The 15,765-nt window shown below is 70.1% G+C and carries 16 protein-coding genes and 1 riboswitch; of the genes, 10 read left to right on the top strand and 6 right to left on the bottom strand.

Annotated elements, in window-relative coordinates; translation table 11 throughout:
• Positions 1 to 89: 89 nt before the first annotated feature.
• A riboswitch (SAM riboswitch) is annotated at positions 90 to 196 on the top strand.
• The 7 genes from OVA15_RS12945 (at position 195) to OVA15_RS12915 (ending at position 8,135) form a co-directional block, all read left to right on the top strand.
• Positions 195 to 995: an ABC transporter ATP-binding protein gene (locus OVA15_RS12945; protein WP_029643390.1), complete on the top strand. Its 801-nt coding sequence runs from the start codon at positions 195 to 197 to the stop codon at positions 993 to 995. (Overlaps the previous riboswitch by 2 nt.)
• Positions 992 to 2,038, top strand: coding sequence for an aliphatic sulfonate ABC transporter substrate-binding protein (locus OVA15_RS12940; protein ID WP_006214689.1), 1,047 nt, complete (start codon positions 992 to 994; stop codon positions 2,036 to 2,038). Before OVA15_RS12945 ends, OVA15_RS12940 begins: the two co-directional genes overlap by 4 nt.
• A complete protein-coding gene (locus OVA15_RS12935) occupies positions 2,035 to 2,931 on the top strand; it encodes an ABC transporter permease (RefSeq protein ID WP_268145485.1) in 897 nt (298 codons plus the stop codon). Before OVA15_RS12940 ends, OVA15_RS12935 begins: the two co-directional genes overlap by 4 nt.
• Positions 2,932 to 3,004: 73 nt before the next feature.
• Positions 3,005 to 5,137, top strand: a complete 2,133-nt coding sequence (locus OVA15_RS12930) for an AMP-binding protein (RefSeq protein WP_268145482.1) — start codon at positions 3,005 to 3,007, stop codon at positions 5,135 to 5,137.
• A 107-nt stretch (positions 5,138 to 5,244) separates the two neighbouring features.
• Positions 5,245 to 6,570 carry an O-acetylhomoserine aminocarboxypropyltransferase/cysteine synthase family protein gene (locus tag OVA15_RS12925; protein WP_268145479.1) on the top strand — a complete coding sequence of 442 codons (1,326 nt, stop codon included), beginning with the start codon at positions 5,245 to 5,247 and terminating at the stop codon, positions 6,568 to 6,570.
• Complete coding sequence (locus tag OVA15_RS12920) at positions 6,567 to 7,061, top strand: CoA-binding protein (RefSeq protein ID WP_006214693.1); 495 nt, start codon at positions 6,567 to 6,569, stop codon at positions 7,059 to 7,061. Before OVA15_RS12925 ends, OVA15_RS12920 begins: the two co-directional genes overlap by 4 nt.
• Positions 7,062 to 7,172: 111 nt before the next feature.
• Positions 7,173 to 8,135, top strand: coding sequence for an AEC family transporter (locus OVA15_RS12915; protein ID WP_268145476.1), 963 nt, complete (start codon positions 7,173 to 7,175; stop codon positions 8,133 to 8,135).
• Positions 8,136 to 8,181: 46 nt separating this feature from the next.
• On the opposite strand, the gene OVA15_RS12910 is transcribed toward OVA15_RS12915, so the two are convergent.
• Positions 8,182 to 8,469, bottom strand: coding sequence for a hypothetical protein (locus tag OVA15_RS12910; protein ID WP_268145474.1), 288 nt, complete (start codon positions 8,467 to 8,469; stop codon positions 8,182 to 8,184).
• Between the two features lie 90 nt (positions 8,470 to 8,559).
• Positions 8,560 to 8,922 (bottom strand): hypothetical protein, encoded by a 363-nt coding sequence (locus OVA15_RS12905; protein WP_268145472.1) that lies wholly within the window; start codon positions 8,920 to 8,922, stop codon positions 8,560 to 8,562.
• 116 nt (positions 8,923 to 9,038) lie between these two features.
• Between OVA15_RS12905 and OVA15_RS12900 the strand changes: the two genes are divergently transcribed.
• Together OVA15_RS12900 and OVA15_RS12895 are read left to right on the top strand one after the other, a co-directional pair.
• On the top strand, positions 9,039 to 9,566 hold the full coding sequence (locus OVA15_RS12900) for a DUF3995 domain-containing protein (protein ID WP_268145470.1): 528 nt from the start codon (positions 9,039 to 9,041) through the stop codon (positions 9,564 to 9,566).
• A gap of 8 nt (positions 9,567 to 9,574) precedes the next feature.
• On the top strand, positions 9,575 to 9,955 hold the full coding sequence (locus OVA15_RS12895) for a VOC family protein (RefSeq protein WP_268145468.1): 381 nt from the start codon (positions 9,575 to 9,577) through the stop codon (positions 9,953 to 9,955).
• A 129-nt stretch (positions 9,956 to 10,084) separates the two neighbouring features.
• On the opposite strand, the gene OVA15_RS12890 is transcribed toward OVA15_RS12895, so the two are convergent.
• Together OVA15_RS12890 and OVA15_RS12885 are read right to left on the bottom strand one after the other, a co-directional pair.
• Positions 10,085 to 10,531: a hypothetical protein gene (locus tag OVA15_RS12890; protein WP_058870734.1), complete on the bottom strand. Its 447-nt coding sequence runs from the start codon at positions 10,529 to 10,531 to the stop codon at positions 10,085 to 10,087.
• A 127-nt stretch (positions 10,532 to 10,658) separates the two neighbouring features.
• Positions 10,659 to 11,687 (bottom strand): ornithine cyclodeaminase, encoded by a 1,029-nt coding sequence (locus OVA15_RS12885; protein ID WP_204782719.1) that lies wholly within the window; start codon positions 11,685 to 11,687, stop codon positions 10,659 to 10,661.
• Between the two features lie 168 nt (positions 11,688 to 11,855).
• Here OVA15_RS12885 and OVA15_RS12880 point away from each other — a divergent pair, with 168 nt between their 5' ends.
• The gene (locus OVA15_RS12880; protein ID WP_024289162.1) at positions 11,856 to 12,284 is read left to right on the top strand and encodes an Lrp/AsnC family transcriptional regulator; all 429 of its coding nucleotides are present in this window, start codon (positions 11,856 to 11,858) and stop codon (positions 12,282 to 12,284) included.
• 79 nt (positions 12,285 to 12,363) lie between these two features.
• On the opposite strand, the gene OVA15_RS12875 is transcribed toward OVA15_RS12880, so the two are convergent.
• Positions 12,364 to 13,941 carry an amino acid permease gene (locus OVA15_RS12875; protein WP_268145464.1) on the bottom strand — a complete coding sequence of 526 codons (1,578 nt, stop codon included), beginning with the start codon at positions 13,939 to 13,941 and terminating at the stop codon, positions 12,364 to 12,366.
• A gap of 256 nt (positions 13,942 to 14,197) precedes the next feature.
• A complete protein-coding gene (locus tag OVA15_RS12870; RefSeq protein ID WP_268145462.1) occupies positions 14,198 to 15,763 on the bottom strand; it encodes an amino acid permease in 1,566 nt (521 codons plus the stop codon).
• Between the last annotated feature and the right edge of the window lie 2 nt (positions 15,764 to 15,765).

Here is a 15,765-nt window from a genome sequence, read left to right as displayed (position 1 = left end):
AGGCGACGGTGCGAAGCCCGTGCCGCGCGTTGCCCCGCTCGTCCTCCGATTTGCTGTCTCCCCGGACCAGGGCATTGAATGACCCCCGGTTCCCATCCGGAGCGGCCGAGAGACCTGGCTCGTCGACGCCGCAGCAACCAGTGCCGTCCATCCGCGGCACAAGGTGCTAATGCCAGGACCGATGGAGTGATGTGATGATCTCTGCACCCCCGTCCGCCCTGAGCACGGTCGATGCCGCCTCCCTGACCTTCGATCGGGTCGGCAAGTCCTTCCCGTCTTCCGGGGGCCGCCGGCGCGACGTCCTGGCCGATGTCAGCTTCGAGGTCCGCCCCGGGGAGATCGTCTCCGTGCTGGGCCCGTCGGGCTGCGGCAAGTCCACCCTGCTGCGCGCGGTGGCCGGTCTCGGCACCGCCACGGCCGGACGGGTCCTGATCGACGACGCGCCCGTGCGCGGCCTGGACCCCCGCTGCGCGGTGGGCTTCCAGGAGCCGCGGCTGCTGCCGTGGCGCACCGTGGCCCGCAACGTGGCGCTCGGACTGCCGCGCGGCGTGCGCGGCCTCGAGGCCGAGCAGCGGGTGGCCCACCTGCTCGAGCTGGTCGGGCTGTCCAGGCATGCGGAGGATCGCCCGTCGGAGATCTCCGGAGGCATGGCGCAGCGGGCCTCGCTGGCTCGGGCGCTGGCGCGCAACCCGCAGGTGCTGCTGCTCGACGAGCCGTTCGGCGCGCTCGACGCACTGACGCGCCTGAAGATGCAGGACCTGCTGCTGGAGATCCACGCCGCCGATCCCACGACGGTCCTGCTGGTCACCCACGACGTCGAGGAGGCCCTGGTGCTCTCCGACCGCGTGGTCGTGCTCGGGACGCCGCCGGAGGGCGGGCCGGCGGGCATCCAGGAGATCCTCACGGTGGACTCGCCCCGCCCGCGCCACCGCGATGATCCCGAGCTGACGGGTGCCCGCAGGCACCTGCTCGGCCTGCTGGGCGTGGAGGCATGAGCGGGCTGACGCGTCGTCGCCTGCTGGGCCTGGCCGCCGTCGGGGCCGCCGCCGCGCCCCTGTCCGGGTGCGTCATGGAGGGCGAGGGCCCGGGCCGCGGCATGGCCGCCGGCTCGGACACCGAGATCTACCTGGACTACGCGACCTACAACCCGCTGTCGCTGATCATCCGCGAGAAGGGCTGGCTGGAGACCGTCGCCGCCGAGGGCGGCCAGGAGGTCCACTGGACGTTCTCGGCCGGGTCCAACAAGGCCAACGAGTTCCTGCGCGGCGGGGCGATCGACATCGGCTCGACCGCGGGCTCGGCCGCGCTGCTGGCGCGCACCAACCGCTCCCCCATCCGCGCGATCGACATCTGCTCCCAGCCGGAGTGGGCAGCACTCGTGCGCACCGCGGACTCGCCCCTGCGCTCGGTCGAGGATCTGCGCGGCAGGTCGGTGGCGGCCACCAAGGGCACGGATCCCTACTTCTTCCTGCTGCAGGCGCTATCAGCGGCGGATATGGGCTTCGACGAGACCACCGTGGTCAACCTCCAGCACGCCGACGGCCGCTCCGCCCTGACCAGCGGGCAGGTGGACGCCTGGTCCGGGCTCGACCCGATCATGGCCGGCGCCGAGCAGGACGGGGCGGTGCTGTTCCAGCGCGACCTGGCCTTCAACACCTACTGCTTCCTCAACGCCCGCGAGCTGTTCCTGGAGATCAACCCGCGCGGGGCCCAGATGGTCGTGGACGTCTACGCCCACGCCCGCGCCTGGGCGCTGGAGAACCCCCAGGAGGGCATCGCGATCCTGGCCGAGGCCTCCGAGATCGAGACGACGACGGCCGAGCGGGTCTGGGAGCGCACGCACCTTGACATCGACCCGGTCCCCGGCGACGACCAGCTCGAGGTCCTCGAGCGCATCGCCCCGATCCTCGTGGAGACCGGTGACGTCCCGGACCTGGAGACCGTCCAGAAGGCCATCGACACCATCCTCGACGCGCGGTTCGCGCAGGAGGCCAGCGCCCAGCGCGCGGCCGAGATCATCGAAGGGCACAGCGCATGAGCGTCACGACCACCTCCGCACCAGCCTCCGAGGCTCCGGAGCCCGCGGGCTCCGACCGTCCCGGCTCCCAGCGTCCGGACTCGCAGCACTCGGTCCGCACCCCCGCCCCGCGGGGCTCCATCCTGCGCAGCCCCTGGGCCCGGGTCGGCCTGGGCCTGCTGCTGCCGGTGGCACTGCTCGCGCTGTGGCAGCTGCTGTCCACGAACGGCACGTTCTCCCCGGTGCAGCTGCCTCGTCCCCTGGCGGTCCTGCAGTCCGGTGGCGAGCTGCTGGCCGACGGGGCGCTGTGGACCCACATCGGGATCTCGACCCAGCGCGTGGTCGTCGGATTCGTGATCGGCTCGCTGCTCGGGCTGGCCGTGGGCGCCCTGATCGGGCTCTCCCCCTGGGCCAGTGCCCTGGGCTCGCCGCTGATCGGGGCGCTGCGCGCGGTGCCGTCGCTGGCGTGGGTGCCGCTGCTGCTGCTGTGGATCGGGATCGGCGAGAACTCCAAGGTGACCCTGGTGGCCATCGGCGCGTTCTTCCCCGTGTTCACCACGGTCTCGGCCGCTCTGCGGGAGGTCGACCGCCATCTCGTGGAGGCCGCCCGATCCTTCGGCTTCTCCGGTCTGCGCCTGCTGCTGACCGTCCAGCTGCCGGCGGTCATGCCCTCTGTGATCTCCGGCCTGCGCCTGGCCCTGGCCCAGGCCTGGCTGTTCCTGGTGGCCGCCGAGCTGCTCGGCTCATCGATGGGCCTGGGCTTCCTGCTCACCGACTCCCAGAACAACGGGCGCACCGACCGCCTGCTGCTGGCCATCGTCCTGCTGGCGATCCTGGGCAAGCTCACCGACGCCCTGCTCGGGCTGTTCGAGCGCTGGGCCCAGGCCCGCTGGGGCGCAGTGCGCCGGACCTGAGACCCTGGAAGCCGTCCTCGACCCGTTCCGAGAACCCGCCCGCAGCCGCGGGCACCCCGCAAGGAGCACCCGTATGAGCGCACCGCAGTCCTACTCCGATCCCCTGGCCCCCACGCCGAATCCCGCGCGGATCTCCGATGAGGCGCGCGTGGCCTTCTGGGCCGAGCAGGCCTCCCGCCTGGACTGGGCGCAGCCGTGGCACACGACGCACCGCTTCGACAAGCCGCAGCGGATCGGCACCGACGACGACGGCAGCCCCACCTACTCGGTACCCGAGATCGCCTGGTTCGAGGGCGGCAAGCTCAACGTCGCCGTCAACTGCGTGGACCGCCATGTGGAGGCCGGGCGCGGCTCGCACGTGGCCCTGCACTTCGAGGGCGAGCCCGGCGACCGCCAGACCTGGACCTACGCCGACCTGCAGAAGGCCGTGGCCCGGGCTGCGAACGCGCTGGAGTCGCTGGGCGTGGTCCAGGGCGACCGCGTGGTGATCTACCTGCCGGTGATCCCGGAGACCGTGATCATCACGCTGGCCTGCGCCCGGATCGGGGCGGTGCACTCACTGGTCTTCGGAGGCTTCTCCGCCGAGGCGCTGCGCTTCCGCGTCGAGGACACCGGCGCCAAGGTCCTGGTCACCACCGACGGGCAGAACCGCCGCGGCAAGGTGGTGCCGGTCAAGGCCCAGGCAGATGAAGCGTGTGCCGGCACCAACGCGATCGAGCACGTGCTCGTGGTGCGCCGGACCTCCCGGCCCGGCAACGCGAAGCTGCCGGCCGGCAAGCGCGGGGCGCGCTCCAAGGACCAGATGGAGCTGCCCTGGACCCAGGGCCGGGACCTGTGGTGGCACGAGCTGCTCGAGTCGGTCTCCGACGTCCACGAGGCGCAGGCCTTCGACGCCGAGACGCCGCTGTTCATCATCTACACCTCCGGTACCACGGGCCGCCCCAAGGGCCTGGTGCACACCATGGGCGGCTACCTGGTCCAGGCCGCCTACACGCACGCCCTGCTCTTCGACCTGCTGCCGGATGCCCCGGACGACCACGGCGTGCTGCGCCCGCAGGAGCTCTCCGCCGTCAACGACCCCGCCAAGGTGGACGCGACCGTCCACTGGTGCACCGCCGATCTGGCCTGGGTCACCGCGCACACCTACGAGATCTACGGCCCGCTGGTCAACGGCGTCACCGAGGTCATCTACGAGGGCACTCCGAGCACCCCGGACTTCGGCCGGCACTTCGACATCATCGAGCGCTACGGCGTGACGACCTACTACACCGCCCCCACGCTGATCCGCTCGCTCATGGGGGCGTTCCCCAAGGGCCTGCCCAAGGTCTGGAACCTGTCCTCGATCCGCCTGCTGGGCACGGTGGGCGAGTCCATCAACCCCGAGGCCTGGCGGTGGCTGCGCGAGCAGGTGGGCCGCGGCGAGGTCCCGTTCGTGGACACCTGGTGGCAGTCCGAGACCGGCTCCTGCGTGGCCTCGCCCCGGCCCCACGATCCGCAGTTCGCCCCTTCCGGGACGTTCCCCGAGGGCACCCCGCACACCGCGGCCAAGCCGGGCTGCGCGGTGCGCCCCGTTCCCGGGGTCTCGACCCGCGTGGTGGACGCGGCCGGCGAGGAGGTCGCGGCGGGCGAGCAGGGCCTCGTCGTGGTGGATGCGATCGGGCCGTCCATGGCCCGGACCGTGTGGGGAGACCCGCAGCGCTACCTGAGCTCGTACTGGGCGGACTTCGGCGAGCGCGGCTGGTTCCTGGCCGGCGATGGCGCCCGGCTCGACGAGGAGGGCGATCTCTACATCCTCGGCAGGGTCGACGACGTCATCAACATCTCGGGGCACCGGCTGTCCACGATCGAGATCGAGTCGGCGCTGGTCACGCATCCGCTGGTCGTCGAGGCCGGGACCGCTCCGGTGGCCGATGCGCTGACCGGCCATGCCGTTCTGGCCTGCGTGGTGCTCACCTCGGAGGGCCGTGCCCTGCCCGAGGCCGAGGTCCGCGAGACCCTGCGCGCCCATGTGGCGCAGGAGATCGGCCCGATCGCCAAGCCGCGCGAGGTGATCCCCGTGCCCGATCTGCCCAAGACCCGCTCCGGGAAGATCACCCGGCGCCTGCTCGCCCAGCTCTACGAGGGGAGGCCGCTGGGCGATCGCTCGTCGCTGCAGAACGAGGGGTCGCTCGAGGCGATCGAGCAGATCTTCTCGGCGCGCGGCTGACCCGCACCCACTATCGCCGCCGCGTCGCCCTGCTTGCGGGGCCCCACCCGGCGGCACAGACTCCCCAGCAGGACCCACACCAGGGGCGCGCCCCACGAGGAGGACACATGCCCGAGCACCAGTTCGGATTCCGCACCCGTGCGCTGCACGCAGGCGGGACTCCCGATGCCGAGCACGGGGCCCGCTCCGTGCCGATCTACCAGACCAGCTCGTTCGTGTTCAAGGACGCCGATGACGCCGCCAACCTGTTCGCCCTGCAGAAGTACGGCAACATCTACTCGCGCATCGGCAACCCCACGGTCGCGGCCTTCGAGGAGCGCGTGGCCTCCCTGGAGGGCGGCATCGGCGCCGTGGCCACCGCCTCCGGCATGGCCGCCGAGTTCATCACCTTCGCCGCGCTGTGCGGGCAGGGCGATCACATCGTGGCCTCGTCCCAGCTCTACGGCGGCACGATCACCCAGCTCGACGTCACCCTGCGCCGCTTCGGCGTGGAGACCACGTTCGTGCAGGGCACCGACCCGGCCGACTTCCGGGCCGCCCTCACGCCGCAGACCAAGGCCGTGTACACCGAGCTGATCGCGAACCCGTCGGGCGAGATCGCCGATCTGGAGGGGCTGGCGGCCGTGGCCCACGAGGCCGGGATCCCGCTGGTCGTGGATGCCACGCTGAACACCCCGTACCTGAACCGGCCCTTCGAGCACGGTGCGGACATCGTGATCCACTCGGCCACCAAGTTCCTGGGCGGGCACGGCTCCACGCTGGGCGGCGTCGTCGTCGAGTCCGGGCGCTTCGACTGGGGCAATGGGAAGTTCCCGTCCATGACGGAGCCAGTGCCGTCCTACAACGGCGTGAGCTGGTGGGGGAACTTCGGCGAGTACGGCTTCCTGACCAAGCTGCGCTCCGAGCAGCTGCGCGACATCGGCCCGGCGCTGTCCCCGCAGTCGGCCTGGAACCTGCTGCAGGGCGTGGAGACGCTGCCGCAGCGCATCGACGCCCACGTGGCCAACGCCCAGGCCGTCTCCGAGTGGCTGGAATCGGACCCGCGCATCTCCTACGTGAACTACGCGGGGCTGCCCGGGCACCCGCATCACGAGCGCGCGCAGAAGTACCTGCCGCAGGGCCCCGGCTCGGTCTTCGCCTTCGGCGTGGCCGCCACCGCCGAGCTCGACGCCCGCGAGGTGGGCGGCCGGTTCATCGAGGGCCTGCAGCTGGCCTCCCATCTGGCCAACATCGGCGACGCCCGCACCCTGGTGCTGCACCCGGCCTCCACCACGCATCAGCAGCTCACCGCCGAGCAGCTCGTCTCAGGAGGCGTGGGCCCGGACCTCATCCGCATCTCCGTGGGTCTCGAGGACGCCGACGACATCCTGTGGGACCTCGATCAGGCCCTCACCACCGCCACGGGCATCACCCGCGAAGGAGCCTCCGCATGAGCAGCCAGAACCGCACCTGGGTGGGCCCCAGCGCCCCCGAGCGCCTGAACATCCTGCGCTCCACGAAGTCCATCGCGATCGTCGGGATGTCGAACAAGCCCTCGCGCGCGTCATACTTCGTGGCGACCTACCTGCTGTCATCGTCGCCGTACGACGTCTACTTCGTGAACCCCGTGCTCGACGAGGTGCTGGGGCAGAAGGTCTACCCCTCGCTGGCCGACCTGCCCGTGGTCCCGGACCTGGTGGAGGTCTTCCGCAAGGACGCCGACCTGCCCGGCGTGGCCCGGGAGGCCGTGGACATCGGCGCCAAGACGGTGTGGATGCAGCTGGGCTCCTGGAACGAGGAAGCCGCGCGGATCGCCGAGGACGCCGGGCTCAACGCCGTGATGGACCGCTGCGTGAAGATCGAGCACGCCCGCTTCCACGGCGGGCTGCACCTGGCCGGCTTCAACACGGGCGTCATCTCGTCCAAGCGACAGGTCACCGCCTAAGCTGACGCTCCTTCCCCGCCGCGCGCCAGCGTGCCTCCGCGCGCTCTTCGCCTGCGAGAGCGAGGACAAGCACACAGGCGCGCGGCGGCGCTGCTGCAGAATGGGCTCGAGATGAGCGGGATCCTCTCGGCGATCGCGCCGATCTTCCTGATCGTGGGCCTGGGCTATGCGCTGACCCGCGCGGGCGTCTTCCAGCGCGAGCACATGAGCGTGCTGGCCGCCTACGTGGTCAAGGCCGCTCTGCCCGCGCTCGTGTTCGTCAACGTCCACGAGCGCTCGCTGGGCGAGATCCTGAACCCCACGTACCTGCTGGTCTATGCGCTCGCGGGCATGGTCATGGTGGTGCTGGCGCGCGCGTGGTCGCGCTCGCGCTCCATGCCGCCCCAGCGGGCGGCGTCGATGTCCCTGTCCGCCAGCGGCACCAACAACGGGTTCGTGGGAGCGCCCCTGCTCCTGCTGCTGATCCCTGAGTCCGCGGGCCTAGCCATCGGCATGTCCATGCTCGTGGACAACGTGGTGATCATCCCCGTGGCGCTGATCCTGTTCGAGGCCGCCTCCGGCCCCGGCGCTCCCCTGGGACGACGGATCGGCGGCATCGCCCGCAGCGTGCTCACGCACCCGCTGATCATCGCGATCGCCCTGGCCCTGGTGATGACCGGCTTGGGCCTCGATCTGCCCGGCATGCTCGACGACGCCGTCCAGCTGGTCGCGCAGTCGTCGTCGGCGGTGGCCCTGCTGTCCATCGGCGGCATGCTCGTGGGCCTGCAGCTGCGCGGTCAGCTCGCGGATCTCTCGGCCACGGTGGTCGCGAAGCTGCTGGTCATGCCGGCGACCGCACTCGGCCTGATCCTGCTGCTTCCCGCGCTCGGACTGCCCGGGCTGGCCCCGGACCTGGCGGCGGCCGCGCTGCTGACCTGCGCGCTGCCGTCGATGTCGATCGCCGCAGCCCTGGCCGAGCAGCACGAGGAGGGCGAGTTCGGAGCCGCGGCGCTTCTGCTCTCCACGGTGGCCTCGTTCACGACGCTGACCGCCTGGCTCTTCGTGGTCGGCGCCCTGGGCTGGCTGCCCTTCTGACGCGGCGGCAGCCTGAGCCCTGCCGCCGGCCCCTGCCCGATCGCCGTCAGCTCGCGGGCGCGTCCTCGGTGGACTCCGGCGCGGCCTTGTCCTTGGTATCGCCCGAGATCAGGCTCATGCCCAGCGCGACGGCCATTCCGGCGGCGCCCGCGACCTGGAGCTCGATGAGATCCATGAGCACCAGGATCACTGCCGTCGCCACGCTGACGAGCAGCTGCCGCGACTTGAAGACCGCCACCTGGCGGGTCCACACCTCGCGCGACATGGTGAGCACCGATCCATAGGGCTTGCGCAGCATCGAGGTCGGCATGCACCACACGCCGGCAGCCAGCATGGGAGACATGATCACGGAGGGGATGACCCGCTCGTTCCCGAGCAGGGGAGGCAGCAGCGCCACGGCGAGCACGGCGATGCAGCCTTGCACTCAGTCCCGCGAGCGCTCCCCAGATCCGGCGGCGCCGGTGCCGATCGCCAGGGCGATGCCGACGACGACAGCAACCCCCGGGTCGAAGACGTTCAGGAGGACCAGACCGAGCGTTGCCGCGCCCGCCACGTACAGCTGCAGCGCCTTGAGCCGGGCGGTCCGAGCCGTCCACACCTCCCGACCCACGAGAAGCGCCGAGCCGGTCTGGTCCGAGCTGAAGGAGGTGGGGGCGCACCAGGCGCCCACGATCAGGGCGATCGCGGAGACCACCGCCACCAGGACGTGGGCGCCGGAGATCAGCGGCAGGAGCAGGGCGAGGGCTGCGGCCACGACGGCGGTGGCGATCAGCGGGGGTCTCAGCATGAGCCCATTCAATCCGAGCCGAGCAGGCTTGTCCTCAGTCTCCCGGGGGATGACGACGCCGCTCCAGAGGTCTCTGCCTCTTGACCGCGTCGGCGACCCCTCCGTTCTATGGAGCCATGGATTCGGTCCCATGGCAGGGCGGGCGGGGCAAGGACTCGCTGTGGTTGGCAGCAGCGGCGGTACTTGGCATCGGGCACGGACTGTTCAGCCTCTACTGGGCCGGTGGCGGTCAGTGGCTGCTGAGCACGGTGGGGGATGTCGCGTCGCAGTTCGACGGACGCCTGTGGCTGCTCGTGCCGGTGGGGCTCGTGAAAGTCACCGCTGGCCTGGCGCCGTGGCTGCTGGCGCGCAGCGGGTGGCTCCTGGCTCCGCTGAGCCGAGCGGTCTGCTGGCTCGGTGCCGCTGTGCTCATCCTCTGGGGAGGGCTCAGCACCGTGACCGCCCAGCTCGTGCTCGCCGGGGCCATCCAGCCGGACGGCGGCTTCGACCGCAGCTCGATGCTGGGCCATGCCTGGCTGTGGGATCCCTGGTTCGTCGCGTGGGGAATGGTCCTGGTCATCGGCCTGGTCCGCTCCCGTCGGGGCCCGTCCCGGCGCCGCTCGACGACGGCGCCGGGGGCGACAGATGAGCTCGCGCGCGATTGACTGGCCCCATGGAGATCCTCAAGCAGTACCCGGTGCTGGACACCGACGACGTCGACGCCGAGGCCGACTTCTGGGCCGCAGTGCTCGGCGGGACTGCCGAGCCGGACTTCCAGAGCGCGGCCGGCGAGTGGCGCACGATCGTGGTGGACGGCCGCGAGGTGCTGGGCATCCAGCTGGCCCCCGATCACGTCCGCCCGCAGTGGCCCGACGGCCCCCAGCACCAGCAGATGCACCTGGACCTCTACATCGCCGACCTCGAGGACGCCCACGCGGAGATCACGGGGCTGGGCGCCGAACTGCTGCAGCCGGCCGAGGATCCCGCCGCCGCGCGCGGATTCCAGGTCTACGCCGACCCCGCCGGCCACCCGTTCTGCCTCTGCTGGGGCTGACACAGCCGTAAGGGAGGCTTGAGCCCCCTCCCGCGCCTACGTACCTCGATGCGCCACGTGACACTCAGGGCGCATTAAGGCACGTAGGCACGGACAGAAGAGGGCACTACTCGGCGAGAGTGCCGAGTGTCAGTGAGTGTGGTGCGCGTGCCGGGCGATGTGGGACGCGCTTCCGGGTCCCGTCGAGCCCGCACCGGGAACCGCAGAATCCGAGGCGGCGGCTCCGGACGAGGCCCCGGTGAAGGCGCCGATCGCCAGGGCGACCCCGATGCCGAACATGGCCGCCATGGCCGCACTCAGCAGCTCGAGGCCCACGAGTCCCACCAGCACGCCGCCGGCCACCACGAGCTGCAGGGTCTTGAGGCGAGCGAGCCGCTGGGTCCAGACGTCCTGGCCCACCGTCAGCAGCGAGCCGATCTCGCCCTGCGTGTAGGTCGCCGGCACGCACCAGGCACCGATGACGGCGATCAGCCCGGCCACGATGCTGACCGAGACGAACTCGCTGCTCACCAGCGGCACCATGACAGCGACGACCACCACGATGGCCGGGGTCGCGATCAGCGGTGCTCGAAGCATGAATACATTCAATCGCACACAGATCGCTGCGCCATCCGGATGACCGGTCATGTCAGCTCCCACATAGGGGGACGGCCGACAGCGGGTGCTGTCGGCCGTCCTGAGGCGCTGCGGGAGTCGTTGCAGGTCAGCCCACAGGGACCGGCGCCTTGACCAGGGAGTACAGGTCCTTGGGGTCGTCGGGATCGGCGATCAGGTCGATGTGCTGCTGGAGATCCGTGTCCGCCGTGGCATCGCGGACGCAGCGCAGCGCGGAGAAGTCGGAGATCGCGAAGCCCACGGAGTCGTAGAGCGTGATCTCGTCGTCCGATCTGCGGCCCGGGGCAGCACCGGTGAGGACCTGCCAGAACTCGACGACCGGGAAGTCGGGCTCCATCTGCTGGATCTCGCCCTCGATGCGGGTCTGCGGGGTGAACTCCACGAACACGCTGGCCCGGCGCAGGATGTCCGCCTCGAGCTCCGTCTTGCCGGGGCAGTCGCCGCCCACCGCGTTCAGGTGCACGCCGGGGCGCACCTGATGATCCGAGAGCACCTTGTTCTGCGCCTTGTCGGCGGTGCAGGTGGTGATGATGTCGGCACCCTCGACGGCCTCGTCGACCGAATCGGCCAGGGTGATCCGGAAGCCGAGCGGCTCCAGGTTCCGGCGAAGCTTCTCCATGGCGGCGGGATCGACGTCGTAGACCCGCAGGTCCTCGATGCCGAGCACCGAGCGGAAGCCCAGGGCCTGGAACTCGGACTGGCTTCCGGCGCCGATCAGCGCCATCACCTTGGAGTCCTTGCGCGCCAGCTGACGGGCGAACATGACCGAGTTCGCCGCGGTGCGCAGCGCGGTCAGCAGGGTCATCTCGGCGAAGAACGTGGGGTAGCCGTTGTCGACATCCGAGAGCATCCCGTAGGCGGTCACCGTCTGGTACCCGCGGGCGGGATTCGACGGGTGCCCGTTGACGTACTTGAAGCTGTACGTCTCGAAGTCGGAGGTGGGCATGAGCTCGATGACGCCCACCGGGGTGTGCGTGGCCACGCGCGGGATCTTGTCGAAGCGCTCCCACTTGCGGAAGTCCTCCTCGATGTAGCCGACCATCCTCTCGATGATCGATCCGACGCCCTCGCGCTGGATCCACTGCGCCATGGACGGAACATCCACGAGCTGCGGCATACGGCCTCCTTCTGACGTGTTGAGGAACTGCTGCTGACGAGCTGCTGCACGGTTCGTCGGGTAACCCTTTCCACAATATGCGCAGAGAAGTGCGCGGATAAGCCGCAATCTGTGTGCAATATGCTCACTTGAGCCGCAGTCTGCACAGCGATGCGTAGCATTCTGCGCATGACGGAGATCACCGAGCTGGAGCGGCGCCTGATCGCCGAGCTGCGCGCCGACGGCCGAGCCCCCATCGCCGCGCTCGCCGAGCGGCTGGGGGTCTCGCGCACCACGATCAGCCGCAGCATCGAGCGCCTGACGGCCCGCGACGTGATCATCGGCTTCACCGTGCGCACTCGCTCGGCGTCCGACGACGAGGTCCGGGCCATCTCGTTCATCGAAGTCCAGGGCTTCACCACGGACCAGGTCATCGGCTCGCTGCGCGGGCTGCCCGAGATCATGGGCCTGCACACCACCAACGGCGGCTGGGACCTGGTCGCGGAGATCTCCTGCCGGAACCTGCGCGCCTTCGACGACCTGCTGCGCCGGATGCGCTCGATCAAGGGCGTCGTGAACTCGGAGACCTCCCTGCTGCTCAGCTCGGTCGTGCGCTGAGCCGAGCACGACGCCGCCGGGCGGAGTCGGCATGAGCCGACTCCGCCCGGCGGCGGGTGAGAGCTGGAGCAGCTGCGCGTCAGCGATCCCCGAGGGTCTCGTCGTGATCCGTCGAGGCCCCCCCGCGCGGATCCTCCGGCCGGTGCGAGCGCTGGGTGAGCAGCTCCTGGCCTGGGCTGGTGCCCACCACCGGATGAGCGCCGGTGTAGCCGTCGCGGGCGGCGGCGATCGCACGGACGCGGTCACGCACCACGAACCAGCCGATGACCAGGAACGGGATGACCGCGATCATGGCGACCAGGGTGTAGGTGCCCACCGGGTAGTCGAAGGCGATCAGGACCATGACCGCGGCGATGAACGCGATCACGAGCCAGTCTGCGAAGCGGCCGCCGGGAGCCCTGTACGCGGGGCGGCTGTACTGCCCGAGCTTCACGAGCTGCAGGAACTTCTGGTGCGACATCGCGATCGCGGCCCATGAGGCCATGGTGCCGATCGCGGCGATGTTCAGCACGATCTCGAAGGCCTGGGCGGGGACCCAGAAGTTCAGGGCCACGCCGAACAGCGCCACCACCGCGGTGAGGAGGATGCCGCCCACCGGCACACCGGCCTTGTTCATGGTCCCGGCGAACTTCGGCGCGGAGCCCGCCACCGACATGGAGTGCAGGATGCGACCGGTCGAGTAGATGCCGGCGTTCATGGAGGACATGGCCGCGGTGATCACCACGAGCTGCATGAGCGGACCTGCAGCCTCCACGCCGATCGAGGAGAAGAAGGTCACGAACGGGGACTCGTCGGCGGAGTATGCCGTGTACGGCATGAGCATGCACAGCAGGACCACGGAGCCCACGTAGAAGACCGCGATGCGCAGGATCACGGAGTTGATCGCCCGCGGGATGACCTTCTCCGGATCCTTGGTCTCGCCGGCGGTGGTGCCCACGAGCTCGATGCCGGCGTAGGCGAACACGACGCCCTGCGTGACGATGATGGCCGGGAGGAAGCCGTTCGGGAACAGGCCGCCCTCGCTCGTGATCAGGGAGAAGCCCACCTCGCTGCCCGTGGGGGTCCCGAAGATCACGAAGATGATGCCGATGACCAGGAACAGCAGCAGCGCCCCGACCTTGACCAGGGAGAACCAGAACTCCATCTCGCCGAAGACCTTGACCGAGACGAGGTTCAGAGAGACCACCGCGACGACCACGATCAGCGCCACGACCCACTGCGGGATCTCCCCCAGGAAGGCCATGGACTCGTACTGCCCGAACCAGGCGATGTAGATGGCCAGCGCAGTGGCATCGGCGACCGCCGTCATGGCCCAGTTCAGCCAGTAGAGCCAGCCGGAGACGAAGGCCGAGCGCTCGCCGTAGAACTCGCGGGTGTAGGAGACGAACGAGCCCGAGGACGGACGGTGCAGCACCAGCTCGCCCAGGGCGCGCAGGATCAGATAGCCGAAGAAGCCGCAGACCGCGTACAGGATGAACAGCGACGGGCCTGCGGTCTCGAGCCGCCCGCCGGCACCCAGGAAGAGCCCGGTGCCGATCGCCGAGCCGATCGCGATCATCTGGAGCTGACGCGCCCCGAGGCCCTTGTGGAAGCCCTCCTGCTCATAGGCGAAGGGATCGTCCGGGCGCTGCACCGGGGCATTGCTCTCGTGTGACATGACTGCCTTCTTCTGCGAGGAGCCCCACCGGAGCCGAGGCGCGTGCGGGCGCAGGAGCGTCGCAGGGCGACCGGAACGGTCGCCGAGGAGCCAGGGCGGAGGGGCTGGACGGGATGACCGGTGCAGCAGCGACCGTCGGCAGCCGAATGTACGGTACATCACATCCGAGGCGCCCGGGGGCCCATGACGAGAGCGGCCCCTCCCCTGCAGGGCCGTGCGGGCCTGCAGGGGGGGGCTGCCGTCGTCGCGGAAGCGATCAGCGGGGGTCGCTGCCCGGATCCTGCGACGTGATCGGGTCCACGCCATCGGCCTGCGCGCCGCGCGCGAGCTCGTCGTCGCGCATGGCCAGCGTGCCGATCGGAATGAGGTCGGTGTAGCTGTCACGGGTCCGGGAGATCTCCATGACGCGATCGCGCACGACGAACCAGCCGATCACCAGAGCGGGCACGACCACGACGACCACCAGGCCGAGCGTCCAGCTGCCCACGGGGTAGTCGATCGCCATGAGGAAGAGCACCACGACGACGAACCCGACCACGAGCCAGTCGCCGAAGACCCCCAGCGGGCTGCGGAACGACGGGCGCTGGTACAGACCCTGCTCGGAGAGCTTCACGAACTTCCGGTGCGACATCACGATGGTGACCCAGGCGGCCATCACGCCGACCGCGCCGATGTTCATGACGATCTCGAAGGCCTGCTCCGGCACGAAGATGTTCAGGGCCACGCCGATGAACGCCATGACGGCGGTCAGCAGGATGCCGCCGACCGGGACGCCCCGGGCGTTGATCTTGCCGGCCAGCTTGGGCGCGGAGCCCGCCACGGACATGGAGTGCAGGATGCGACCGGTCGAGTAGATGCCGGCGTTCATGGAGGACATGGCCGCGGTGATCACCACGAGCTGCATGAGCGGGCCGGCCGCGCCAACGTTGATCGAGGAGAAGAACGTCACGAACGGGGACTCGTCGGCGGAGTACGCCGTGAACGGCAGCAGCAGGCACAGCAGCAGGACCGAGCCGCAGTAGAAGACGGCGATGCGGAAGACCACCGAGTTCACCGCGCGCGGGATCTCCTTGTGCGGGTCGGCAGCCTCCCCGGCGGTGGTGCCCACGAGCTCGATGCCCGCGTAGGCGAAGACCACGCCGCCGATCATGACCGCAGCCGGCACGACGCCGCTGGGGAAGATGCCGCCGTTCTCGGCGATGAGGGAGAACCCGACGGGCGCCCCGGTCGGCGTGCCGAAGAGCACGAAGAAGATGCCCACCACGAGGAAGAGCAGGATGGCGCCGACCTTGATCAGCGAGAACCAGAACTCCATCTCGCCGAAGACCTTCACGGAGACCAGGTTCAGGGACACGACCAGGATCACGACTGCGAATGCGATGGCCCACTGCGGGATCGCAGCGATCCACTCCAGCGGCATGTAGCGGCTGAACCAGCGGAAGTAGAGGGCCAGGGCGGTGGCGTCGGCCACGGCCGTGAAGGACCAGAACATCCAGTAGAGCCAGCCGGACGCGTAGGCGGCCTTCTCGCCGTAGAACTCGCGGGCGTAGGAGACGAAGGAGCCCGAGGACGGGCGGTGCAGGACCAGCTCGCCCAGGGAGCGCAGCATGAGGTACCCGAAGAACCCGCACAGCGCGTAGAGGAGGAACAGCGACGGGCCGGCCGTGGCCAGGCGACCACCTGCACCCAGGAACAGACCCGTGCCGATGGCCGAGCCGATCGCGATCATCTGGACCTGGCGACCGCTGAGGGACTTGTGGAAGCCCTCCTGCTCGTGGGCGTAGGCGTCCTGCGGGGCAGGATCGGTGGTGGGGTGTGACATGT

It is taken from the genome of Kocuria sp. SL71 (genome assembly GCF_026672465.1).
GTDB classification, from domain to species: domain Bacteria; phylum Actinomycetota; class Actinomycetes; order Actinomycetales; family Micrococcaceae; genus Kocuria; species Kocuria palustris.
The sequence above is the reverse complement of the archived record's forward strand: the minus strand, read 5'-3'. Positions and strand labels throughout refer to the sequence as shown.

Bases quoted from the DNA above. Each gene is read 5' to 3' on its own strand.
- OVA15_RS12890 (WP_058870734.1), bottom strand. From the start codon at position 10,531: ATGCTTCGAGCACCGCTGATCGCGACCCCGGCCATCGTGGTGGTCGTC.
- OVA15_RS12910 (WP_268145474.1), bottom strand. From the start codon at position 8,469: ATGCTGGCTGCCGGCGTGTGGTGCATGCCGACCTCGATGCTGCGCAAG.
- OVA15_RS12920 (WP_006214693.1), top strand. From the start codon at position 6,567: ATGAGCAGCCAGAACCGCACCTGGGTGGGCCCCAGCGCCCCCGAGCGC.
- OVA15_RS12925 (WP_268145479.1), top strand. From the start codon at position 5,245: ATGCCCGAGCACCAGTTCGGATTCCGCACCCGTGCGCTGCACGCAGGC.
- OVA15_RS12915 (WP_268145476.1), top strand. From the start codon at position 7,173: ATGAGCGGGATCCTCTCGGCGATCGCGCCGATCTTCCTGATCGTGGGC.
- OVA15_RS12935 (WP_268145485.1), top strand. From the start codon at position 2,035: ATGAGCGTCACGACCACCTCCGCACCAGCCTCCGAGGCTCCGGAGCCC.
- OVA15_RS12895 (WP_268145468.1), top strand. From the start codon at position 9,575: ATGGAGATCCTCAAGCAGTACCCGGTGCTGGACACCGACGACGTCGAC.
- OVA15_RS12940 (WP_006214689.1), top strand. From the start codon at position 992: ATGAGCGGGCTGACGCGTCGTCGCCTGCTGGGCCTGGCCGCCGTCGGG.
- OVA15_RS12930 (WP_268145482.1), top strand. From the start codon at position 3,005: ATGAGCGCACCGCAGTCCTACTCCGATCCCCTGGCCCCCACGCCGAAT.
- OVA15_RS12885 (WP_204782719.1), bottom strand. From the start codon at position 11,687: ATGCCGCAGCTCGTGGATGTTCCGTCCATGGCGCAGTGGATCCAGCGC.
- OVA15_RS12875 (WP_268145464.1), bottom strand. From the start codon at position 13,941: ATGTCACACGAGAGCAATGCCCCGGTGCAGCGCCCGGACGATCCCTTC.
- OVA15_RS12870 (WP_268145462.1), bottom strand. From the start codon at position 15,763: ATGTCACACCCCACCACCGATCCTGCCCCGCAGGACGCCTACGCCCAC.
- OVA15_RS12905 (WP_268145472.1), bottom strand. From the start codon at position 8,922: ATGCTGAGACCCCCGCTGATCGCCACCGCCGTCGTGGCCGCAGCCCTC.
- OVA15_RS12945 (WP_029643390.1), top strand. From the start codon at position 195: ATGATCTCTGCACCCCCGTCCGCCCTGAGCACGGTCGATGCCGCCTCC.
- OVA15_RS12880 (WP_024289162.1), top strand. From the start codon at position 11,856: ATGACGGAGATCACCGAGCTGGAGCGGCGCCTGATCGCCGAGCTGCGC.
- OVA15_RS12900 (WP_268145470.1), top strand. From the start codon at position 9,039: ATGGATTCGGTCCCATGGCAGGGCGGGCGGGGCAAGGACTCGCTGTGG.